This is a genomic window from Stenotrophomonas sp. PI_27, assembly GCF_027854495.1.
Classification (GTDB): Bacteria; Pseudomonadota; Gammaproteobacteria; order Xanthomonadales; family Xanthomonadaceae; genus Stenotrophomonas; species Stenotrophomonas pavanii.
In genome coordinates this window covers 71,579-94,255 of sequence record NZ_JAJNOF010000017.1, presented here as the reverse complement: position 1 = coordinate 94,255, position 22,677 = coordinate 71,579, and the positions used below count along the sequence as shown (strand labels likewise).

Genomic DNA, 22,677 nt, shown 5'->3' with positions numbered 1-22,677 from the left:
ATACCACCTCTTGATGCAAATGATTCTCTTTTGCTGTAAGGTGCAGCCGCTGCCCTTGCCGCCGCGGGCTGTTCCCTTTCCCAGTTGTCGCCCGCCCCGTGTCCACGCCTGTCGAACCGACGGATGTCGCGCAGCTGTGCGCGGCCCATTACCGGCCGCTGCACGCCCATGTCCGCCGTAAACTCCCGCAACGCTGCGACGCCGATGACGTCGTGCAGGAAACCTGGCTGCGCGTTGTCAGCGTCGCCGCCAGTGGCCTGCTGGGCAACGGCCGCGCCTACCTGTACCGCGTCGCCCACAATCTGATCGCCGATCATTACCGCCAGCGCAAGCGCCGGCGCGAAGAAGCGATGGATGAGGCGCAACTGCACGCGATCGCCGACCCTGCGCCATTGCCGGTACAGCGCCTGCTCAATACCGAACAGCTGCGCCACCTCGACGCAGTCATTGCCGCCCTTCCCCCTCGTTCACGCCAGGTGTTCCTGCTGGCACGGGTGGAGCAGATGGCACTGGCCGAGATCGGCCGCCAGCTGGGTATCAGCCGGCAGACCGCGCATGGCCATCTGCTGCGTGCGCTGGTCGCACTGCAGCAGGTCCCCGGCGCATGAGCCAGGAGGCGATCGCGCGCGAGGCCGCGCGTTGGTGGCTGGACGGGCATGAAGGCGGCCGCGACGAGCGTGCGTTCAATCAGTGGTACCACGCCGACGTGCGCCACGCCGCGCAGTACCAGCACCTGCAGGCGCTCTGGCAGGCCGGTGATGCGACGCCCAGCCTGCAGCGGCACCAGCACAGGCGGCAGCGCCGGCGCCTGCGCGAGGCCGGCACCGCGGTGCTGCTGCTCTGTGCACTGGGCCTGTATACCCGCCAGGCCGCACCGCCGGCCGCGCAGGTGATGCGCACGGCCGCGGGCGAGGTCCGCGAAGAAGTGCTGCCCGACGGTTCACATGTGCTGCTCTCGCCCGGCAGTGAAGTGCGTATGCGCATCGATGCGCAGCGGCGCCAGCTGCAGCTGCAGCACGGCCAGGCGTGGTTCAAGGTGGCCGCCGATGCGCAGCACCCGTTCCAGGTGCACACGACGCACGGCACGGTCACCGCGCTCGGCACGGCCTTCGACCTTGCCGTGCACGACAATGACAGCGTGGTCACCGTCACCGAGCATCGCGTCCGCGTGGACAGCGGCATCCGCAGCGAGCAGGCCACCGAAGGGCAACAGCTGCGCTTCGATGGCCGGGCTCCCATCCGGACCCTGGCTGCCCGCCCCAGTGCCCTGGACTGGCGCGAACGCCGCCTGCACTGGGTCTCCACGCCCTTGGCCGAGGTCACCGAGGACCTGGATCGCTGGCATGGCGGCCACACCTGGATCCTCGGCGCACACCTGCGCCAGCAGCCGGTCACCCTGCTCGGCAGCGCCGACGGTGCGGCGCGCAGCCGCGACCAGCTGGCCACGCAGCTGCAGGTGCGCGTGCTCCGCCTGGGCGCGGGCGTGCAGGTGTGGCTGCCGCCACGCAAGGGACATCACGATGCACCCTGACAACGGCCCCGCCACTGCGTCTCCCCAGGATGACGACGCGCTGCGTCAGCCCCTGGAGCCCCCGATGCCGTTTCACCGCCCCCTTGTCCTGGCCCTGTCACTGGCCTGCGCCAGTCCGCTTCCGTTGTTGCCTGCCAGCGCCTGCGCGCAGGTCGTCACGCGCCACTTCGATCTTCCTGCACAACCGCTGGCCAGCGCGCTGGATGCCTACAGCCGGCTGACCGGTGTCGATCTGGTGATCGGCGCGGCATTGCCGGGCGGCCAGACCGCGCCGGCACTGCGTGGACAGTTCGACGATGCGCAGGCCCTGTCGCGCCTGCTGGTCGGCAGCGGCCTGCGCCCGCGCTTCATCGACGCACGCCGCGCCACCCTGGAACCGGCGCCGGCCCCCCCCGCCGATGGCAGCCGTCGAACCGGCCCGCTCCGCGTCCGGGGTGATGCCGCGCAGGGTCACTCTCCCGGTGCAGGGGCCAGCCAGTATGTGCCGGCCACCCGCGATGGCTTTGCGCCAGCGGTCGGCAGCGAGCGCGTGGCGATGGCCGAACGCCAGGACGGCAACAGCCTGCTGCGCTCGATGCCCGGCAGCCACAGCTTCCACTCGCGCAGCCAGCCCGGCCTGCAGGTCAACATCCGCGGCATGACCGGTGCGGGGCGGGTCAACACCATGATCGATGGCGTCACCCAGACCTTCCGCAACAATGCGGGCCACGGCTCGGGCGGGCCGTTCGCCTATGTCGATCCGTTCCTGCTGGCCGGCGTGGACGTGCAGCGCGGCGCAGTCGCCGGTGGTGATGGCGCCGGCACGCTGGCCGGCAGTACCAATTTCCGCACGCTCGACATCGACGATCTGCTGGGCGAAGGTCGTGACTGGGGCCTGCGCGCGGGTTACCGCCATGGCAACAACGGCTACGGCAATGGCCGTACCTTTGCCGGTGCCTGGCGCCACAGCGAGGATGGCGGCGACCGCCAGTTCGGCCTGCTGGCCGCTGCCAGCAGCAGCCGCAGCAGCGAGTACGCCACCGCGCGCGGGCAGAAGAACACCGCCGACCCGGGCAGCCAGCAGCCCGGCAGCTGGCTGCTGAAAGCACGCCTGCAGCCGAGCGACCAGCACCGGCTCGACCTGAGCCACATGCGTTACGAAAACGACTTCTACCACAACTACCCGTGGCAGATTTCCGCACGCAACCAGCGCGCCCGCTACCACTACACGCCCTATTCGCCGTGGATCGACCTGCGCGCGACCTTCGCCGGCAACAAGACCCGGCTGTTCTACCCGCCCGTGGAGGATTCCAGCTACATCGGTCGCCGCACCCACAGCAGCCTGAGCAGCTGGACCCTGGACAACACCAGCCGCTTCGATGTCGGCGCACTGCAGGCGCGCTGGAACACCGGCATCAAGCACCAGTCGGACATCTATGTGGCCGACACCCCCACCCTGCGCGGGGCCAACCCCGAGGGCCGCAGCCAGCTGGACAGTGTGTTCAGCACGCTGGAGCTGCAGTACGACGTCTACGCGCTGACCGCAGGCCTGCGCCAGGATCGGTATGGCATCCGTGGTCACGTTCCCGTGTGCTCGGATGTGCCCGGCCAGTGTGCAGAGATCAACGGCGGCGGCATCGATGTGCGCCGCACCCAGCGCGCACTCAGCCCCAGCCTGGCGGCAGCGTGGCAGGCCACCGACTGGCTGCAGCTGTTCGCTGAAGTCTCGCGCACTTCCCGCCCGCCGCGGGTGCAGGAGATGTTCTTCGAGAAGATTCCTCTGGAAGGCATGAGCGATGCCGATGGCGTCGGCGCCAACCCGTTCCTGCGCCGTGAGCGCTCGCGCAACCTGCAGTTCGGCGTCAACCTCAGCGCCTCCTCGCTGCTGACCGACGGTGACCTGGCGCAGCTGCGCGTCACCCGCTTCGACAACCGCATCCGTGACTACATCAAGCCGCAGTACCTGCTGATCGTGCACCCGCCGGAGGTGGAGCCATTCGTGGTGCCGATCGACAGCGATCCGCAGCTCGCTGCCTGGACCGATGCGCTGGACGTGGACGACTTCAGCACCACCACGCGCTGGATGAACCACCCGGGCGTGGTGCGCATGCGCGGTATCGAGCTGGAAGCGCACTACGCCAGCGCGCACTACCACGCCACGCTGAGCTGGACCCGTTCGCACACCCGCGCGCCCGCCATCGAATTCGTCAACCTGGAAGACATCACCGCCCTGCCCGACCGCTACTGGACGCTGGACGTGGGCGGCCGCTGGTGGCAGCAGCGCGTGCAGGCCGGCCTGCGCGCCGAATACTCCGGGCCCACCGAGGAAGGCCATGACTTCTTCCAGACCCGCAAGACCGGCGGCACCGGCGTGCTGCTCGACTTCTACGCCAGCTTCAAGCCCCAGCCCAACACCACGCTGTGGCTGAACATCGAAAACCTGCAGAACAAGTCCTATGACAACAACGCCTCCATCGACAGCATCTTCAGCCCGATCCTGGACCGCGGCAACGGTCGCGGCCGCACCGTCTCGATGGGCCTCAACGTGGCGTTCTAGCCGCCGCTGGCTGCCGCTGTGTCTGCTCGCGCTTGCCGCACTGGTGCGCGCGCAGCCACTGCCCGGCACGGTGATCGACCTGGCCAGTGGCCGGCGCCTGGACGAAGCCGCGTTCGTGAAGCGCGCAGCGAATGCCCCGCGACTGCTGCTGGGCGAACGCCACGACCAGGCCGCTGACCACGCTGCCCAGCGCTGGCTGCTGCAGGCGCTGCAACAGCAGCGTCCACACGGCGCACTGGTGCTGGAGATGATCGCCAGCGAGCGCCAGCCGCGCCTGGACCGCGTGCAACGCTGGCTGGCCAAGGGCAATCGTGCCGACGGCACGCGCCTGCAGGAACTTCTGGACTGGGATGCACGCTGGCCGTGGGCTGCCTATGGCGGGCTGGTACAGGACGCCACCGCGGCCGGCATCCCCCTGTTCGGCGGCAACCTGTCGCGTGCCGAGGTCAATGCGTTGCTCGCCTCCAACGCCTCGGTGCGGTTCCCGATGCCCACCGCCCGGCAACGCCTGTCGGTCGTGGTGCTGGCCCAGCACGCAGGCGCAGCGCCGATGCTGGAAGGAATGCTGGCCGTGCAACAGGCCCGCGACATCCGCATGGCACAGGTACTGGCCGCAGCCCCTGCACCCGCGCTGCTGGTGGCCGGCCGCTGGCATGTACTGCGCGGTACCGGCGTGCCGGGCTACCTGCCACCGGACGCACCGGCACTGGTGATCGCGCTGGCGTCACCCGGTGAAACCGTCGATGCGGCCGACGCCGACCTGCTGTGGGTGCTGGGCGATGAGTGAACGGCGCCAACACTGGCAGGCGATTGCCATCAGCATCGGCCTGCACCTGTTGCCCTTGCTGCTGTTGATGCACTGGGTGGCAACGCCGCCGCTGCCGCCGCCAGCTGAGCAGGACGTGCGCATCAGCCTGCGCCTGCTGGCACCGGCTACGCCGCCCCAGCCGGTGGAAGAGCGCCAGGCCGACACCCCCAGCCAGGCGCAGCAGGCGCGCGCGTCGCGGCCAACCAGGTCGCCCCCGCCACCGAAGCCCACCACCGCGCGCGAGGGAGAGTTGACCGCCAGCGCACGCGGCGGTTCCGGCGAGCACGCCCTGCCCCCCGCCCCGGCGGCGACCGTGACCGATACACCTCCCGTGCCGGCATCGATCACGGCCGCGCCGCCCACTCCGGACGCACCACCGGCGGACGTCCAGGCCGGCGCCGCCAGCGACCAGTGGGACGCCCGCCTGATGGCGCGGCTGGAGCGCTACCGCTACTACCCTGCCGCCGCACGCGCGCGCCGCCAGCAGGGAACGGCCTGGGTCAGGGCCAGCATCGGCCGCACCGGCCGCCTGCTGTCATTGCGGCTGGAGCAGTCCAGTGGCCAGCCGGAGCTCGACGCGGCCGCGCTGCAGACGTTCCGCCGCGCCCAGCCGCTGCCGCCCATTCCCGATGAACTGAAGGCACCGCAGGAACGGGTGGTCCCGGTGGAGTACTACCTGCGCTAGGCGTCGCGGAACGGCGCGGCCGTCTGCGACCTCAACCGCGGTTGGCGTCACGTAGATGCGCCACATCACAGCGGCCCGCCGCGCGCACCGATCCCGGCAGGGCCTAGAGCCGAGCCCGTGCTCGGCTGCTGCACACGAAAAGCAGCCACGCAGGGACCCGGCCCCGCAGAAGCAGGTTCAGGTCCACGCCGGGTCTGCGGTGAAATCGATGGTCAGCCAGAACGTACCGCCACGTGCGTCCAGCCGCAACGCGATCTCATCGCGCATCGCATCGACCTCGCCCACCGCGCCCAATGGTGTCGCCGGGTCCGCCAATACGTGGATCTCGACAAAGCGCATCCGCCCCATCTTCGCCACATGGCTGGTGAAGCCGGCATAGCCCCGCTCGGCGACGAACGCCTGCATCACCTGCTGCACGCGCCGGTCCAGGTCATCCGGCGCCACCTGCAGTACCTCGCGCATGGCCTTCCACGCGCTGCGCGCCGGGACCGGCAGCACCGCCAGGCTGATCAACGCCAGTACGATCGAGTCCAGGTACGGCACCCAGTGGTGCCAGTCGCTCCCATGCAAGGCCAGCGCAAGCACGAAGGCCAGCACGACCGCCAGGCTCATCAGGCCGCCCAGCAGCCAGCCGCGCACATCCAGCCACAACAGCGCCGAGCGCAGCCGACGCGCGCGCTGCGCGACGAATGCCGCCATCGCCAGGTTGCTGGCACTCAACAGTGCCGCCCACCACAGCGCGGGCCCGAACTTCACTTCGTGCCCGCCCGTGGTCAAGCCGATCACCGCGTTGGCCAGCGCATACACGCAGGCCAGCGACAGGATCACACCGCCCAGTGCCTCGACCATCGGCTCCAAGTGCCAGTAGCCGTACTGGAAGCGCGGGCTTTGTTCCCGCGCCACCAGCCGCAGTACCGACAGCGACACCAGGGTCAGGGCAACATCGACCAGACTGTAGACGCCATCGAACAGGATGGCCTGCGAGCCCACCAGCAGGCCACCACTGAAGCCGATCGCGCTCACCGCGATGGTGACCCCGATCGAGAACTTCAGGATGCGTTGCTCGCGCGCGGTATCCATCGCTCTCCGAAGGGCCGACCGTCGCGGGTCAGGCCTTCAGCACCTCCACCCTGTACGAGGCCACATCGCCGTCATGCTCGATGATGAGCCCGTGCACGTCCGACTCGAAGCCCGGGAAGCGCGCGTTCTGCTCACGGGCGATGCGCAGCGACTGGATGATCGGCTCGTCGCTGTCGCCGAAGCGCTCGCCCGGCATGATGGTCGGAATGCCCGGCGGGTACGGCACCAGCATCGTCGCCGCGATGCGGCCACTGAGCTGCTCGATGTCGACCCGCTCGATCTCCCCCTTCACCAGGTGGTTGTAGGCATCGGCCGGGGTCATCACCGGGGTCGGCAGGTCCACGTACATCTCACGCATGACCTTGGCCACGGCGAATTCCTGGTTGAACGCATGCAGCGCGTCACACAGGTCGCGCAGGCCCCAGCCGGCGTAGGCAACCGGATAATCAGCCGCCAGCGTCGGCAGCGCCTGGCTCAGCGGTGCATTGCGGTCATAGAGTTCCTTGAATGCCATCAGCTCCGTCACCAGGGTGCTCCACTTGCCCTTGGTGATGCCCATCGAGAACAGGAACAGCACCGAGTACAGGTTGGTCTTTTCCACGGTGATGCCGCGGCCCCACAGGAACTTGCTCAGCACCGCCGCCGGAATACCCAGCTTGCCCATGCTGCCGTCCATTCCCAGCCCGGGGGTCAGCAGGGTCACCTTGATCGGATCGATCAGCACATAGTCGTCGACCAGGTTCTCGAACCCGTGCCAGTGCGCGTCCGGCTGCAGGTACCACTCCTCGCGCTTGGCCACCAGCGGCGCCGGCGTGTCGCCCTTGTCCAGGCTGCGCTCGACCTGGGTCGGCTGCCACACGCTGAACCACCAGTCGTCGCGGCCCAGGTCGTCGCGGACGTGCAGCATCGCGCGGCGGAAGGCGATCGCCTCATCATGCATCTCCTGCACCAGCGAACGGCCGGCATCGCCTTCCATCATCTTCGATGCCACGTCACAGGCGGCGATCACCCCGTAGTGCGGGCTGGTCGAGGTGTGCATCATGAACGACTCGTTGAAGCGCTCGGCATCCAGGTTGCGCTGGGCGGAATTGCGCACGTGGATCATCGACGCCTGCGAGAACGCCGCCAGCAGCTTGTGGGTCGAATGCGTGGTGAAGATGATCGCATCCTGCTCACGCGGCTTGCCCTTGGCCATGCCGTAGTGGTTCTCGTAGAACGGATGGAACGCAGCGTAGGCGTACCACGCTTCGTCGAAGTGCAGGAAATCGACCGCGCTGCCGATCTCGTCAGCGATCTTCTCGGCGTTGTAGCACAGGCCGTCGTAGGTCGAATTGGTCACCACCGCGATGCGCGGCTTGGAGCCGGCCTGATAGGCCTTGCTGGCCAGCGGATTGGCGGCGATGCGCTGCTGCAGCGATTCCGGCGTGAACTGGTCCAGACTGATCGGCCCGATGATGCCGTGCGCATTGCGGCTGGGGGTGAAGTACACCGGTACTGCGCCGGTCATGATCAGCGCATGCAGCAGCGACTTGTGGCAGTTGCGATCGACGAACACCACATCGCCGCGCGCCACCGTGCCATGCCAGACGATCTTGTTGGCGGTGGACGTGCCGTTGGTGACGAAGAAGGTGTGGTCGGCGCCGAAGTTGCGCGCCGCCTCTTCCTCGGCGTCCTTGATCGGGCCGGTGTGATCCAGCAGTGAGCCGAGCTCGGGCACCGAGATCGACAGATCGCTGCGCAGGGTGTTTTCCCCGTAGAACTGATGGAATGCACGGCCGACCGGTGACTTGGTGAACGCCACGCCACCTGCGTGGCCCGGCGTGTGCCAGGAGTAGTTCGACTCGGCTGCATGGTGGATCAGCGCCTTGAAGAACGGCGGCAGCAGGTTCTTCATGTAGTCTTCGGCCGCGCGCATCACCTGCCGCGAGATGAAGCTCTTGGTGTCTTCGAACAGGAAGATGAAACCGTGGATGTACTTGAGCAGCTTGCTCGGCACCTTCTCGATGGTGCGGCGCTCGCCGTACAGGAACACCGGCAGATTGGCACGGCGCGCGCTCTGCTCGCGCAGGAAGGCGGTCAGGCGCTGGAACTCGCCATCCACCTCTTCGCTGCCATCGATCGAGATCAGCACCGCCGAGGCCGCCACGTAGGTACGGGCACCGGCCCGGGCGTCATCCAGGTTCAGCCCGCACAGCACGCGCTGGTCGTTGCTGCGCAGCTCCTCCACCAGCGCACGGATCAGGATGCCACCGATGCGCGGCGACTCGTAGTCGTTGTCGATGACAATGACCGGGTAGTCCAGGGACTTGAAGTACACGTTGATTCTCCTTGTCGAACTCAGGAATGCCGGGCGCCGGCGCTGATGGCCGAGGCCTCGCGGGCGCGCTGCCGCTGCTGGCGGCGCTCCTCGCTGAAGAAGGGATAGAACACGGTGATGAACAGCACGAACAGGAAGGCGTACTGCACGATGGTTCCCGACGAGCCGTAGATCGCCCACAGGCAGTACACCACGGTCAGGCTGGTCAGGGTCCAGAACGCACCGGTGTGGACCAGGGTGTGCGAACGCTCGACCACGAAGTAGCACGCCACGCACGAGTAGATGTAGGGCAGCAGGGTCAGCACCACGGCCGCCGACGTGATCACGTCGAACTGGGCCGACGCGGTTTCCGAGGTGGAGGTCACCAGCACCGCCAGGGTCATCAGCACTGCCACGATCAGCACGCCCTTGACCGGCACGTCGTCCTTGTTGGTCTTGCTGAAGATGCTCGGGAACAGGCCGTCATCCGACGCTGCCTTGGCACTCTGCGCGGTCAGCAGGATCCAGCCACCCAGCGAGCCGGCGGCGCCGATGAAGGCGCACAGGCTGACCAGCGCGCCGCCCCAGCCACCGACCGCCTTGGCCGCCGCCAGCGCGAACGGTGCGTCGGACACCTGCAGTTCCGCGTTCGGCACCATGCCCATGATCACCGACGAACTGGCGATGTAGGCAATGGCAGCCAGGAACACGCCGGCCAGCGTCGCGCGGGCGACGTTCTTCTCCGGATTTTCGACCACACCGGCCGTCACCGATGCAGACTCGACGCCGATGAAGGCCCACAGGGTCAGTGCCGCGGCGCTCGAGATCGCACCGAAGTTCGACTCGCCAGACACGTTGTAGGCGCCCTTGAAGATGTCGGCATCGAAGAAGAACCAGCCGAAAATGGCGATGCCCAGGATCGGCACCAACGCAAAGCTGGTGGTGACCGTCTGCACGCGGCTGACGAAGGCCGGGCCGATCACGTTGGCAAAGCTCAGCGCCCAGACCAGCACCAGCACCGCAACGCAGCGCACCAGCGGCTCGGACAGGATCGGGAAGAAATAGCTGAAATAGCCCACCGCCGCGATCGGAATGGCGACGTTGCCGATCCAGTTGGCGAACCAGTAGATGGTATTGGTCTGGAAGCCCATGTACGGCCCGAACCAGTCGCGCGCATAGGCGTAAGGGCCGCCCGCCTTGGGCGCAAGCTTGCCCAGCTTGGCGAACACGAAGGCCAGCAGCAGCGCGCCGGCGGTGGTGATCAACCAGCCCCAGATCGAGGCGGTACCGATCTTGGCGAGGCTGGACGGCAACAGGAACACGCCTGAGCCCATCATGTTGCCGGCGACGAGGAAGGTGGCTCCGACCACCCCGATTTTCTTTGCTTCTGCCATGACGATCTCCGGTACTGGCATGAGCCCGGCAGCACCGGGCGTGGGGACGGTTACGCTGGCGTACGACCGCTGGCGTCTATTTGATGAAGTTGTATTGCAGGCTGCCCTGCACCCGGACCGTGTCGCCGCGTGCGCCGCCCTGCTGTTCCAGCCGGCCGTACAGCAGCTCCATGCCCATCGTCCAGGACGGCGCCGGGCTCCAGATCAGGTTGAACACGCCGTAGCGGCTCTGCCGGAATGCATCAGCGGCGAGTGCGGCGTTGCGCTCCAGGGTCAGCTGGCCAAAGATCAGGTTGGAGCGCCACAGCTCGGACCAGTAATGGGTGTAGCCGACGAAGCCACCGTGCAGGTCGAGCGCGTCGAGCCGGCCGTCGGCGCCGACCACCGCATCCAGTCCCGAGCCGGTCAGGTCGGCGGTATAGCGGCTGAGGCCGCGCCCGCCCAGCGCACCGAACAGCAGCAGGTCGCGTTCGCCCACCGATGCCGAGCCGCTCAACTGCAGGCCACCGGCCATGCGCCGGTCGCGCTCGCCCTCTCCGTCATAGGCCAGGCTGCGCGCCACCGCACCGAACTGCAGGTGGCCCCAGTCGCGCTCCATGCGCGCGGTTACCGTCACGTCGGGCAACCGGTTCACTGCCACCCGTGAATCACTGGCACCGGCAAGTTCGGTTTGCGGGTCTTCGGCTGCCACAGTCAGGGTGTTGCCCTTGCCCATCGTGAAACTGTGGTGGATGCCCGCCACCAGCAGGTAGCCGGCGCCGCCGGGGCCGGCGAAGTCCAGCGTATCGGGCAGGCTGTCCGGGTCCATGAAGCTGGAATAGCCATAGCCGGCGTAGGTGTTGCCCAGCTGGCCATAGGCATGGCGCAGGCGGAACTGGTATCCCTCGCTGCTGCCGAAGAAGTCGTTTTCCAGGTAGAAGCGCAGGTTGCCGTGCGTGGTCGGGCGCCGCGCCTCGAAGCTGAAGCGGGTCTGCTTGGCGTGGATGTTGAAGTTGGACACATCGCGATGGCTGCCGCCGACCGGCATCGACGAAGGAATGAACTGATCCTCGTCACCGGCGGCGCGCGAATCGGCAATCGCATCGAGCTTGGCGTAGCCGCCGATGCGGATCACCGTGTCAGTGCCAGGAATGGCGAAGAAGCCTTTCAGCTCGGGGTCGGTCGGACCGGCTGCACTGTCGGGGCGCGACGCCGCCGTTGAGGGATCGGCTACCGATTCGCGCTGCGGCAGCACCGGTTGCGCCACCCCCGGCACCTGGGTCGGGTGCAGCATGCTGGCGCTGCCGCCCGCCGTTGCTGCCGGGGTCGGGGCCTGCGCCACGGCGGCAGGCGCTGAGCCCTCGCGCTGCTCAAGCCGCTCCAGGCGCTGCTGCATGCCTTCCAGTGCCTGGCGCATGGCCGCAATTTCCTGGCGCAGCGCCTGCGCATCCTCACGGGCGACCTGCTGCGCATGGGCGGGCGTGATCGCCAACGCGGTCAGGCAGGCCAGACTCAGTACCGCAAAACGCATTGCATCCTCCCTGGACAAACACGGGCAATGCGCTGACGGGGCACAGGCACACAGCACCCTGACCACGCGTTGCCGTTGCTGGAAATGCGGATACTGCGTCCACGACATCGATCAGCCTGCCTGTCGCAGGCAACAGGACGATGACACTGCCCTGCCCACATCGATGCCGAGTCCATCAAGGCCGCGCTGCCAGAGAGGTGGCGACCGCAGCGGTCTGGGTAACAAGCAGGGAGTGAGAACGTCGTGAATGGCTCTGCCGCCGATCCCGGATAAGGGCGTGAGAGGCGCGGCATCCCTCGCGCGTAGACGCTGTATTGCATGCGTCACAGGCTAATCCGACTGTCGTTTTTGGCCTTGATTGGAATCAAGGCGCGATGCTTGATGTCAGTCACGATTCAGACGTGACGACGAACAGGTAGTGCGCAGCGGCAGCGCGTGCATGCGCCAGGAAAACAACAGGCCCGCATGCTGCCATGCGGGCCTGTGCGTTACATCACGCTTTGCGCACCGGTCAGCGCGGACCCAGTACCGTCTGCAGGTCAGTGCCCTGGGGCAGGCCGGCGCGACGCTGCACCTGACCCTGCGCGTCCTGGAACAGGATGCCCGGCGTGCCCTGGAAGCCCATCTCGATCATCAGCACCTGGTTGGCATCGAGCTTGCCCGCGATCTCGCGGCTGATGCTCGGCAGCGCCTTGATGCCGCCGCGGTCGAACTGGTGCTCGTTCTCCAGCAGCGCTGCACTCGGGTCACGCGCCGACAGGATGGCAGCAGCCTTGGCCGGACTGTCCTCACGGATCACGCCGACCATGATGTGGCGCAGCTGCACCTTGCCAGCATCGACCCACGGCCGTGCCGCTTCCCAGAACTTGTGGCAGTACGGACAGTTCGCATCACTGAAGGTATAGACCACGCGCGGTGCATCGGCCTTGCCGTCGCGCACCCAGGCACTGGCGTCCAGCTTGGCCCACATCTTGGCCGACATCGGCGCGGCGACCAGCTTCTCCACCGCCTCGGCCGCCACGTCGTTGCCCTCGGCATCGAACAGGCTGCCTACCAGCACATGCTTGCCGTCGGCAGTCACGTACGCGGCGGCGGGCTGCTGTCCACCCACCACTCCGGCGAAGCCACGCAGGCCAGCCGGCGCATCGAACTCGGCGACAACCTCGAAACCGTGCTTCTCGATGCCTTTCAGCACTGCGGGCCGGTCCCCCTTGGCCGCGGCGGCCGGAGCGCTCGCTGCCGGTGTCGCCGCTGTCTTGCCGGGCGGGGTCTGGGCCTGGCTGCAGGCCGCCAATGCCAGCATGACCGGCAGCAACAGCACCGCTGGAGCGATGCGCAGGGAAGTCGACAACATGGGAACTCCGTAATGAGATGCCCGCGCAGGCTACCGCAGCCGGCGCAGTTTGTGTTCAAGGCCCGCCGCGGTCAGTTCGCCAAGGTGCAGTTCACGCAGGCGTCCCTCGGCGTCGAAGAACAGCGTCGAGGGATAGGCCTGTACACCCAGTACGGTTGATGCGGAGGCGCTATCGTCCAGCAGCACGCTGTCCAGCCGCAGCCGTTCGGTGGCAAGGAAACCCTGTACCTCGTCCAGGCTTTCCCCCTGGTTGAGGAACACGAACTGCACGTCGGTGTGGGTCTGCTGTGCCGAGGCCAGCACCGGCATCTCGCGCCGGCACGGGCCACACCAGCTGGCCCAGAGATTGAGCACCACCGGCTTGCCGCGGAACTGCTGCAGGTCGACCGTACGTCCCTGCAGATCAGCCACCTGCACGGCCGGCAGCGGCATCCGCCGTTCCTGCCACGCCGACAGCAGGTGGCTGCCCGTCGCCCACAGCACCCCACCCGCCAGCGCGCCCGCCAGCACCGGGACCCGCAACGGGCGCCAGGGCTTCAGACGCCAGGCTCCCCATGCCAGCGCGGCAACCAGAACGACCGGGAGGTGATACCCACCATCGGCGATCTGCAGGATGCTCCAAGGGGCCTGACGATAGAGCGCGAAGTTCAGGGCCACGAAGCTGATACGACCGCACAGCAGGCCGACCAGCAACATGTCCAGGACCATGCTTGCGGCAGATGGCACTGCCATGCCGTTCTTCCGTCGCGGCCACAGGTGTGCCACGGCCATGGCCAGCAGCACGCATATCAGGATCAACACCACCGGCATCGGCACCGGCCCAACACTCGACATCAGCCCACCTGTCCAATCCGCCACTGCCTGCATGGTCGAAGCGTCGCGCCCGGGTTGCAAGTGCGACGCCCGCAGCGGGCTTCAGGCAACACTGCGTGGCATCTGCATGGCGGACGCCGGTTGCAGTCCGCGCAGGCTGCCGGCCACCGATGACAGCAGCGGCCGCTCACGCCGCTTGTTGCTGACCAGTCGGCGATAGTTGGCCGGCGTCATGCCAACAATGCGCAGGAACAGGCGGCGGAATGCGCTCTGGTCGGCATAGCCCACGCCCCACGCCACTTCATCGATACCCGCGCCCTGCTGCAGCAGCGTCTGCGCCTTGGCGATGCGCAGACGCTGGCAATACTCGATCGGACGCAGGCCCGTTGCCTTCAGGAAGCGTCGTTGCAGCGTCCGCGGTTCCAGTCCGGACACCTCGCAGATCGCGCCGAGCGTGGCCCCCCGCGCGGCAGTGGTATGCAGCCAGCGCTGCGCCTTCAATACGTCACGGTCCCCGTGGGCGAAGTTGGCGCTGAAGCGCTCAAGATCCTGCTGGATGGGCGCGGGCACGATAATCCCCAGCTGCTGCGCGACCGCGCTCGCCACGCCCTGGCCATGCAGCCGGTACAGCAGGCGCAGGCCGAGGAAGCGCCAGGCCTGCGGACCGGCCACTGTCAGCAGGTCGCCGTCGTCAACGAGCGCACGCTCGCTGGGCACCCAGCTTGCCGACTGCCCCTGCAGGCCCGGATGCTGGCCAAGGTCCGGACCACTGACCGTGCGCCCGGCCAGCAGGCCCGCGCGTGCAAGCATGCTGACCCCATCGCTGGCCGCCGCCAGCAGACTGCCACCGTCGTAGTGCGCGCGCAGCCAGTCCAGCAGGACCTCATCGGCGCGCAGGCAGACCCCTTGGCTGATCTGGCCGGGGACGGCGATCACGGCGGGAATGTCCGCCTCGAGCATCTCCGCTCCGGCAATCCGGTGCACGCCGGTCTGGCTGGCGGGCACGATCCAGCGGGTCACCAGGACACGCTTGAACGGTCGGCGCTGCTGCTGGGCAAGCCGGTTGGCAACATGTGCCATTTCAGTCAACACGGACGCGGCCGACGGGTCGCCTCCGGGATACTCGACCACCGCGACCTCGACGAATCCTTCGTTTCTGAATCCTTCCACAGACCATCTCCTCGGTTCGTTGCAGGCCATCCAGCGGCCGGTTCAGGCGCAGGGTAGGAACTGCCGCAACGGCGGGGCTATGAAGAAAGTTGCAAAGTGCGCTGAATGCGCCGCCAGCGTCGGCAGCGTCGGCAGCGTTGACCCTGGACCAGACTCAAGGCTTCAGAATGACCGGCAGCATCCGCAGGAATCCGCCATGAACATTGGTCAACTGGCACGCCAGGCCGGCGTGCCGATCGATACGGTGCGCTACTACGAGCGCCAGCAGTTGCTGCCCACGGCGGCCCGCTCGGCCGGGGGCTACCGCATCTTCACCGAGCAGGACCTGCGCAGGCTGCGCTTCATCCGCCGCGCCAAGACGCTGGGATTCACCCTGGAAGAAATCGCCGACCTGCTGGCGCTCAGCGACGGCCACCCGCACGACATGGGCGGCGTGCGCAACACGGCACAGGCCCGGCTGCAGGACATCGCGCACCGCATGGCCGAACTGCAGCGCATGCACACTGCGCTCTCGCAGCTGGTCGCCGCCTGCCCCGGCCATGGCACGCTGGATGAATGCCCGATCCTGGCGGCGCTGAGCGACGACACCCCGTGAGCGCAGACGGCCATCCACCACCACGTCCCGCGCGTGAAGAAAAGTGCAACAAATGCTTGCCAACCCCCTGGGGCAAGGCTATTATTTCGCTCCTCAGCGACGTGGGGCCATAGCTCAGCTGGGAGAGCGCCTGCATGGCATGCAGGAGGTCAGCGGTTCGATCCCGCTTGGCTCCACCAATCTTTCGGCATTAGGCCGTCGAAAGGTCGCTAAAGAACATTGATGAGAATTGCGTCCCCATCGTCTAGAGGCCTAGGACATCACCCTTTCACGGTGGCGACCGGGGTTCGAATCCCCGTGGGGACGCCACTCATCACGAACAACGAGGACCCGGCCGATAACCGGGTCTTTTTTGTTCACCGCCTACCGGCATTCAGGTTGTGGCGTTGCGGTTCCCCTGCCCTCGTGGCCGTGGTTGAGCCGGAACGAAAAAAGTTCAAAAAAAACTTCCACAAACGTGAACACGCAGGTATGATAGGCGGCTCGGTAACACGGGGCCATAGCTCAGCTGGGAGAGCGCCTGCATGGCATGCAGGAGGTCAGCGGTTCGATCCCGCTTGGCTCCACCACTTTCGACATTAGGCCGTCGAAGGTTCTACAACATGAAGTTTTTCGTGCGTCCCCATCGTCTAGAGGCCTAGGACATCACCCTTTCACGGTGGCGACCGGGGTTCGAATCCCCGTGGGGACGCCAGTTTCAAAACGGACTCTGCTCCCGGCAGATCATCCGGAGTTTCACTGGGGCCATAGCTCAGCTGGGAGAGCGCCTGCATGGCATGCAGGAGGTCAGCGGTTCGATCCCGCTTGGCTCCACCACTTCGACATTAGGCCGTCGAAGCATCTACAACTTGAAGTTTTCGTGCGTCCCCATCGTCTAGAGGCCTAGGACATCACCCTTTCACGGTGGCGACCGGGGTTCGAATCCCCGTGGGGACGCCAATTCTTGAAAACCCCGACCCTGGTCGGGGTTTTTCTTTGCCTGTGATTCCTGGGAAGGCCCTATCCACGCCATGCGTGGATGGCTTCACCCCGCTCATGGCTCAGAACCGCCGGTACATTCCGATCGACGCCGGTGCCGTCGGCGCAAACCCGAACTGCGCATACAACCGATGTGCCTCGCCGTCGGCCAGCAGGCTGACATACGCCGATGGCGGCAGGTTGGCCTGCATCCAGCCATCCAGGCGCCGCATCACCTCCTTGCCCAGTCCCTGCCCCTGCAACCGCGGCAGCACCGCGATGTCGCAGACCTGCAGATGGCAGCCGCCATCTCCCACGATGCGCCCCATCGCCACCAGCTCGGACCCTTGGTACGCGCACACGCCAAACAGCGTGTTGGGCAGCGCGCGCGTTGCCGCTTCCCGGCTCTTGGCACTGAGGCCTGCAAGCACACGCAACCGGCAATAGTCCTCGACCGTGGGTACCGCTTCGCGGAACAGGCAGGTGACGGAATCGTTCATGCGGTATCTCCTGTGGGTCGGGCTATCCTGCCGCATCCACGTCGCAACCGCTGCGACCCTCGCCCGCAGAGTGCCCATGTGCTATTCCGCCCTGATCCGCGCCGACTACGCCAAGCTGGTGCGCGAGTTCGGCGCCATCCTGTCGCTGGAAGAGTTCGCCGAACTGTACGCGCACGATCCGGGCAAGAAACGGCCCAAGACCCCGAAGGCGATGGATGACGGGTTCGCCGGGGCACGTACCGAACAGGGCCGCGACATCGTGGCGAAGATCCAGCAATGGCACGCGCAGGAGCAACAGGCACTGGAGGCCGAACTGGCCCGCCAGCGCGAGCGGCGCGACATCGCCCATGCTGCCCTGGCCACCCGTCCCACCCAGAAGGCGCGCAACGACCTGCGCGTGGCCGGCAACCGCATCGAGCGCGCGCAGGCCCGGCTGGAAGACCTGCACCGGGTACAGCTGCTGCCGCGCGACAACCGCATTTTCCCCGGCACCTACGCGCCGGTGATGGTCAGCGAGCACGGCCAGCGCGTGATCCGCCCGATGCGCTACCAATGCCGGCTCCCGGACAAGCCGGCGCGCAACGACGTGCTATATCCCGGCACCTACAACGCGAGGCGTGACAGCCTGGAAGGCTACTGGCGCGGTGCGTTCGGACTGCGCCACGGGGTGGTCGTGGTGCAGGCGTTCTACGAGCACGTGCCGCGCCACGCGATGGCGGGCCGCAGCCTGGAGGCCGGCGAGAAGGAACAGGACGTGGTGCTCGAATTCCGTCCCGATCCGCCCCGCGACCTGCTGCTGGCCTGCCTCTGGGCGGAGTGGGAGGGGCCGGAAGGCCACCTGCTGTCATTCGCTACGATCACCGACGCTCCTCCCAGCGATGTCGCCGCTGCCGGGCATGACCGTGGCGTGGTACCGATCCGCAGGGAACACCTGGACGCCTGGCTCAATCCCGACCCGGAAGACCTCGCGCGCCAGTACCGCATCCTGGATGACCGCGAGGAGATCCGCTACGTGTACGAGGAAGCGGGTTGAGTGCCACGCCCTGGCGGCCAGCAGTGGGGGCTCAGGCCTTGACGCTGGTGCGGCCCACTGCTCGCGCCAGTGCACGTGACAGATCGGCCGACAGGTACGGCTTGACCAGCAGCAGGCCGGCCAACATCGGCGCTGGCAGCTGTTCGGCCAGCATCCCGGTGGCCAGCACGAAGGGAATGCCACGCGCCGAAAGCGCCGCGGCGACAGGCTCGCTGGTTTCGTTGCGGGCCAGCCGGTAGTCCAGCAGGGCCACGTCCGGGGCACTCTGTTCCAGCAGCCGCAGGGCTTCGGACACACTCGCTGCGAGCCCGACCACGGTCGCACCGGCATGCACCAGCTGCATCTGCAGGAGGGCCGCGCTCATCTCGTCGTTCTCGACCACCAGCACCCTCAGGTCCTGCAACACTGTCATCGGCTACCGCTCCTGGTGGCAATTGCACAGGGAGTATAGCCACCAAGGGGCCGATACCGACAGGAACCGGCCTGATAGGCCATCCCCCTAGGCATCTCCCGCCCACCTCGGTTACACTCGCACGCTGCCTGCCGGTGTGGCGGAATGGTATACGCAGCTGACTCAAAATCAGCCGGGGGTGACCCCATGAAGGTTCGAGTCCTTTCACCGGCACCACTGCATCAAAGGCCAGGTCCCCGACCTGGCCTTTTGCATGTTGCGGGCCGGGACGCCCGGCACCGACGAGGATGCCAACGCCAGCCCCACCCACGCTCGCCGCTGCCCTGCCCGCGCGGCTGCGCGCCCTGCCCCTGGAATCGACCTGCCGCATCGCCGCGGTGAACCCGTCCATGATCTCGATCCGCCTTGGCAGGGCCGGGTGCCGGGCACGCAGGCAGCCCACGCGGACAGCGTTGCGCCCCCCGATGCCACACAACTGCGACCTTCGACAAGGTTGTAGATAGACGTAGCGCACACTTTTCTTGCCAGCCTCACGTACTTCTGCCTATCGTGATCCCAGCTGGATCTGGGGGTGGGGGAATGCATGACGTTGCGTGCGGCACTGTTTTTCATGGTCGCGCATGCGCTCGTCATTGCCCTGATCGGCCTGCAGGACCCGGTGGGCTCGTACCTGATGCTGATCACCGCGCCGCTGCTGGCCGCGCTGGCCTGCGTGCGGCGGGCTCGGGGCAGCCGCCGGGCGGCGTGCAAATGGCGGACGCTGGGCGCTGCCGTCAGCCTGTTCGCGCTCGCCCTGCTGGCCCTGCTGTATCGCAACGTGGCCGGCCTCACCCCTGCGCAGATGACCGCTTCGTCGCTGATCCTGTACGTGTTCTACCGGATTCCACTGACCTACGTCGCTGCCAGCCCGGGTGGCGGCAACCGCTGGATCCGTGCGGTGGACCTGCTGATCATCACGCTGCTGTGGTTGCTGTACTTTGTGCATGCACGCACGATGGCGCCGTTGAACAGCGCGTTGTGGACACACTGCCTGCAGACGATTAGCAGCGTGCAGAACAGCCTGGTGTTCTGCTTCGCGCTGATCCGCTTCCTGGCCGAGGATGACGCCGATCGTCGCGATTTCTTCCGCGCGCTGTCGATCTACGCGCTGGGCTACTTCCTGCTGGCGCTCTACATCACCACCTGGCAGCCGCAGGTGCCCGACGGCGGCTGGGGGGACATGCTGATCAGCGCACTGTTCGTATCGCTGGCGGTGATGGCTGGCAGCACACGACGCCGACCGGCGCCTGGCGTACCCCGCAACCTGCGGCGCATTGTCGACGCCGCCGGGCCGCTGATGCTGCCGCTGCTGTTGATGATGGTGGCGCTGCTGGTTGCACGCCTGCAGCCGACGCTGGCCACCGTGGGTTTCATCGGCGCGATGCTCGGCTATGCCCTGCGCAGCGTGCTGACCCAGGTCCAGATCCAGCGCGAGCGCGACGAACTGGCGTTGCTGGCCCGCCGCGATCCGCTGACTGGACTGGGCAACCGCCGCAGCTTCGATGAATCGCTCGGCAGCGCACATGGCCGTGCGCGCCGCCATGGCATGGGACTGGCGGTGCTGATGATCGACATCGACCACTTCAAGCGGCTCAACGATACGTACGGCCACCCGGTGGGCGACCGCCGCCTGCAGGCGGTCGCGGCCATCCTCGACGCCTGCCTGCAACGCGGTGATGACCTGTTGGCCCGCTACGGCGGCGAGGAGTTCATCGCGGCGCTGCCCACGCACGGCCTGGACCACGCCATTGGCCTGGCCGAGCGCCTGCGCACCGCCGTGGAAGCCGCTGCCCTGCCCGCCGCCGAGGCCCGGGTCACCATCAGCATCGGCGTGGCCTGGCAGGCCGCGCATGACCAGGGTGACCCGCGCAGCCTGGTCGAGCGCGCAGACCAGGCCCTGTACCGGGCCAAGCATGCCGGCCGCAACTGCGTGCACGCCGCCCCGGCCGTCGAGGCCGGGGAACAACAGGTCGACCGCCGCGCCTAGACCGCGCGCAGCACCGCCGCATGCGGCTGGCCGGCAACGCCATGGACGCGGAAGCTGGCCACGGTCTGCAGCAGCTGTGCCGACTGCTCTTCCATGCTGCGCGCCGCCGCCGAGGCTTCCTCGACCAGCGCGGCGTTCTGCTGGGTGCCCTGGTCGATCAGATCGACGGCCTGGTTCATCTGCTGGATGTCGTCGCTCTGCTGCTGCGCGGCCGTGCTGATCTCGGACATCAGCTCGCTGACCCGGCGCACGTTGGTGACGATCTCGTCCATGGTGCGTCCAGCGCTTTCGACCTGAGCGGTACCGGCGCCGACGTTGGCCACCGACGCATCGATCAGCTGCTTGATCTCCTTGGCCGCGCTGGCCGAGCGCTGCGACAGTTCGCGAATCTCAGTGGCGACCACGGCGAAGCCACGGCCGTGTTCCCCTGCCCGCGCTGCTTCCACCGCCGCGTTCAACGCAAGGATGTTGGTCTGGAAGGCGATACCGTCGATCACGCCGATGATGTCGACGATGCGCCGCGAGGACGCGTTGATCACCGCCATGGTCTCGACCACCTCGTGCACGACGCTGCCGCCTCGCGCGGCGACATCGGCGGCGCCACCGGCCAGCTGGCTGGCCTGGCGCGCGTTGGTCGCAGTGCGCTGTACGGTCTCGGCCAGGCCCTTCATCGACACTGCGGTCTCCTCCAGTGACGCTGCCTGCTGCTCGGTGCGCTGTGACAGGTCGCCGTTGCCCTGCGCGATCTCGGTGGCGCCGACGGCAATGGTGTCGGCGGCGAATTTGATCTGGCCGATGATCGCGCCCATCGCCTCGACCAGCGCATTCACGCCTTCGCACAACTCGGCGATCGGGCCGGTCTTGTCGGCGGTGGCCACGCGCCGGGTCAGGTCGCCCTGCTTGGCAGCCGCCACCACCTCGCGGGTCTGCGCCACGGCGCGCTGCATGGCCTGGTTCTCATGCACCTGCGCGGTGATGTCGGTGGCGTACTTGACCACCTTGAACGGCTTTCCGTTGAGGTCCAGGATCGGGTTGTAGGACGCCTGGATCCAGACCTCGCGCCCGCCCTTGCCGAGTCGCCGGTATTGGCCGGCATCGTATTCGCCACGGCCGAGCTTTTCCCAGAACTGGCGATACTCGGCACTGTCGCGATGGTCGGGCTCGATGAACAGCGCGTGGTGCTGCCCGCGCACCTCGTCCAGGCGGTAACCGGTGGCGGCCAGGAAGTTGTCGTTGGCCGACAGGATGTGCCCATCCATGCTGAATTCAATCACTGCCTGCGACTTGTCGATCGCCGCCAGCTGCCCGGCCGAGTCGGCCGCCTGCAGCTTCTGCGCCGTGATGTCGGTGGCGAACTTGACCACCTTGTACGGGCGCCCCTGCCGGTCCAGCACCGGGTTGTACGAGGCCTGGATCCAGATCTCGCGCTGACCCTTGCCGAAACGCCGGTACTGGCCCGCGTCATATTCGCCGCGGCCCAGCCGCGCCCAGAAGTCGCGGTACTCGGCGCTGTGCGCGTGCTCCGGGTCGACGAACAGGGAATGATGCCTGCCCTGGATCTCCTCCAGCCGGTAGCCCATCGCCTGCAGGAAGTTGTCGTTGGCCTGCAGGATGGTGCCATCGAGGGCGAACTCGATGACCGCCTGGACCCGGTGCAGCGCCGCGACCTGCGCCTCGAGTTCGGAACGGGCATCGGCCGCCGCATCGACGGCGGCGCGGGGATGGGGTGCCAGCGCGCCCCGCAGGGCACGCCACGGCGACCAGCGGGTATGCAGCTCGGCCGGCGCCTGCGCGCCTGCCGTGAAGCCTGGAATGAGCATTGTCTGATCCTCGGTGTCCGGTAAGCGGTTGCGACCCGACGGGCGGGATGCCCGGCGGCAACTTCAGTTGCTTGGGACTACAGGTGCCTGCAGGCACCCCGCGAGCGGCTGGCAAGCACGCCTGCTGCGGGCGCGGCCTGCATCCGGGAGCGGCGGA

The 22,677-nt window shown here is 67.4% G+C and carries 18 protein-coding genes and 7 tRNA genes; 15 read left to right on the top strand and 10 right to left on the bottom strand.

Going from position 1 to position 22,677, the window contains the following annotated elements:
- The first annotated feature begins 98 nt into the window (after positions 1-98).
- The 5 genes from LRM18_RS18325 (at position 99) to LRM18_RS18305 (ending at position 5,560) form a co-directional block, all read left to right on the top strand.
- A complete protein-coding gene (locus LRM18_RS18325) occupies positions 99-608 on the top strand; it encodes an RNA polymerase sigma factor (RefSeq protein ID WP_057494642.1) in 510 nt (169 codons plus the stop codon).
- A complete protein-coding gene (locus LRM18_RS18320; RefSeq protein WP_270955209.1) occupies positions 605-1,531 on the top strand; it encodes a FecR domain-containing protein in 927 nt (308 codons plus the stop codon). Before LRM18_RS18325 ends, LRM18_RS18320 begins: the two co-directional genes overlap by 4 nt.
- A gap of 64 nt (positions 1,532-1,595) precedes the next feature.
- On the top strand, positions 1,596-4,067 hold the full coding sequence (locus LRM18_RS18315; RefSeq protein WP_270955208.1) for a TonB-dependent receptor: 2,472 nt from the start codon (positions 1,596-1,598) through the stop codon (positions 4,065-4,067).
- A 40-nt stretch (positions 4,068-4,107) separates the two neighbouring features.
- Positions 4,108-4,854 carry a ChaN family lipoprotein gene (locus tag LRM18_RS18310; RefSeq protein ID WP_336297093.1) on the top strand — a complete coding sequence of 249 codons (747 nt, stop codon included), beginning with the start codon at positions 4,108-4,110 and terminating at the stop codon, positions 4,852-4,854.
- The gene (locus tag LRM18_RS18305; RefSeq protein WP_064238762.1) at positions 4,847-5,560 is read left to right on the top strand and encodes an energy transducer TonB; all 714 of its coding nucleotides are present in this window, start codon (positions 4,847-4,849) and stop codon (positions 5,558-5,560) included. Before LRM18_RS18310 ends, LRM18_RS18305 begins: the two co-directional genes overlap by 8 nt.
- A 177-nt stretch (positions 5,561-5,737) precedes the next feature.
- On the opposite strand, the gene LRM18_RS18300 is transcribed toward LRM18_RS18305, so the two are convergent.
- From LRM18_RS18300 to LRM18_RS18270, 7 genes are all read right to left on the bottom strand, one after another.
- Positions 5,738-6,640 (bottom strand): cation diffusion facilitator family transporter, encoded by a 903-nt coding sequence (locus LRM18_RS18300; RefSeq protein ID WP_270955206.1) that lies wholly within the window; start codon positions 6,638-6,640, stop codon positions 5,738-5,740.
- A gap of 28 nt (positions 6,641-6,668) precedes the next feature.
- Positions 6,669-8,957, bottom strand: coding sequence for an Orn/Lys/Arg decarboxylase N-terminal domain-containing protein (locus LRM18_RS18295; protein WP_049469343.1), 2,289 nt, complete (start codon positions 8,955-8,957; stop codon positions 6,669-6,671).
- A gap of 20 nt (positions 8,958-8,977) precedes the next feature.
- The gene (adiC, locus tag LRM18_RS18290) at positions 8,978-10,330 is read right to left on the bottom strand and encodes an arginine/agmatine antiporter (protein ID WP_014647526.1); all 1,353 of its coding nucleotides are present in this window, start codon (positions 10,328-10,330) and stop codon (positions 8,978-8,980) included.
- Positions 10,331-10,406: 76 nt separating this feature from the next.
- Complete coding sequence (locus LRM18_RS18285; RefSeq protein WP_074725380.1) at positions 10,407-11,840, bottom strand: DcaP family trimeric outer membrane transporter; 1,434 nt, start codon at positions 11,838-11,840, stop codon at positions 10,407-10,409.
- Positions 11,841-12,351: 511 nt separating this feature from the next.
- The gene (gene dsbG / locus LRM18_RS18280) at positions 12,352-13,194 is read right to left on the bottom strand and encodes a thiol:disulfide interchange protein DsbG (protein WP_053506326.1); all 843 of its coding nucleotides are present in this window, start codon (positions 13,192-13,194) and stop codon (positions 12,352-12,354) included.
- 30 nt (positions 13,195-13,224) lie between these two features.
- Positions 13,225-14,028 carry a TlpA disulfide reductase family protein gene (locus tag LRM18_RS18275; RefSeq protein ID WP_270955205.1) on the bottom strand — a complete coding sequence of 268 codons (804 nt, stop codon included), beginning with the start codon at positions 14,026-14,028 and terminating at the stop codon, positions 13,225-13,227.
- Positions 14,029-14,109: 81 nt separating this feature from the next.
- Entirely contained in the window at positions 14,110-15,177 is a 1,068-nt protein-coding gene (locus LRM18_RS18270; protein WP_049469351.1) for a helix-turn-helix domain-containing protein, read from the bottom strand.
- 196 nt (positions 15,178-15,373) lie between these two features.
- Between LRM18_RS18270 and LRM18_RS18265 the strand changes: the two genes are divergently transcribed.
- The 7 genes from LRM18_RS18265 to LRM18_RS18235 all read left to right on the top strand — a co-directional run bounded on the left by LRM18_RS18265 (position 15,374) and on the right by LRM18_RS18235 (position 16,711).
- Positions 15,374-15,772 carry a heavy metal-responsive transcriptional regulator gene (locus tag LRM18_RS18265; protein ID WP_064238767.1) on the top strand — a complete coding sequence of 133 codons (399 nt, stop codon included), beginning with the start codon at positions 15,374-15,376 and terminating at the stop codon, positions 15,770-15,772.
- Positions 15,773-15,875: 103 nt separating this feature from the next.
- Positions 15,876-15,951: transfer RNA gene (locus tag LRM18_RS18260), tRNA-Ala, on the top strand.
- Between the two features lie 54 nt (positions 15,952-16,005).
- Positions 16,006-16,081: transfer RNA gene (locus LRM18_RS18255), tRNA-Glu, on the top strand.
- A 184-nt stretch (positions 16,082-16,265) separates the two neighbouring features.
- A tRNA-Ala gene (locus tag LRM18_RS18250) sits at positions 16,266-16,341 on the top strand.
- A 49-nt stretch (positions 16,342-16,390) separates the two neighbouring features.
- A tRNA-Glu gene (locus LRM18_RS18245) sits at positions 16,391-16,466 on the top strand.
- Between the two features lie 46 nt (positions 16,467-16,512).
- Positions 16,513-16,588 (top strand) — tRNA-Ala (locus LRM18_RS18240).
- Positions 16,589-16,635: 47 nt separating this feature from the next.
- A tRNA-Glu gene (locus tag LRM18_RS18235) sits at positions 16,636-16,711 on the top strand.
- Positions 16,712-16,812: 101 nt separating this feature from the next.
- Here the strand turns inward: LRM18_RS18235 and LRM18_RS18230 are convergent.
- Positions 16,813-17,229, bottom strand: coding sequence for a GNAT family N-acetyltransferase (locus LRM18_RS18230; RefSeq protein WP_053462922.1), 417 nt, complete (start codon positions 17,227-17,229; stop codon positions 16,813-16,815).
- A 76-nt stretch (positions 17,230-17,305) separates the two neighbouring features.
- Here LRM18_RS18230 and LRM18_RS18225 point away from each other — a divergent pair, with 76 nt between their 5' ends.
- Positions 17,306-18,262, top strand: coding sequence for an SOS response-associated peptidase family protein (locus tag LRM18_RS18225; protein ID WP_053462921.1), 957 nt, complete (start codon positions 17,306-17,308; stop codon positions 18,260-18,262).
- Between the two features lie 31 nt (positions 18,263-18,293).
- On the opposite strand, the gene LRM18_RS18220 is transcribed toward LRM18_RS18225, so the two are convergent.
- The gene (locus tag LRM18_RS18220) at positions 18,294-18,674 is read right to left on the bottom strand and encodes a response regulator (RefSeq protein WP_049471469.1); all 381 of its coding nucleotides are present in this window, start codon (positions 18,672-18,674) and stop codon (positions 18,294-18,296) included.
- A 130-nt stretch (positions 18,675-18,804) separates the two neighbouring features.
- Between LRM18_RS18220 and LRM18_RS18215 the strand changes: the two genes are divergently transcribed.
- Together LRM18_RS18215 and LRM18_RS18210 are read left to right on the top strand one after the other, a co-directional pair.
- Positions 18,805-18,890, top strand: a tRNA-Leu gene (locus LRM18_RS18215).
- A gap of 367 nt (positions 18,891-19,257) precedes the next feature.
- A complete protein-coding gene (locus LRM18_RS18210; protein ID WP_270955204.1) occupies positions 19,258-20,700 on the top strand; it encodes a GGDEF domain-containing protein in 1,443 nt (480 codons plus the stop codon).
- Here LRM18_RS18210 and LRM18_RS18205 read toward each other — a convergent pair.
- The gene (locus LRM18_RS18205; RefSeq protein WP_270955203.1) at positions 20,697-22,520 is read right to left on the bottom strand and encodes a methyl-accepting chemotaxis protein; all 1,824 of its coding nucleotides are present in this window, start codon (positions 22,518-22,520) and stop codon (positions 20,697-20,699) included. The genes LRM18_RS18210 and LRM18_RS18205 overlap by 4 nt on opposite strands.
- Positions 22,521-22,677: the final 157 nt, after the last annotated feature.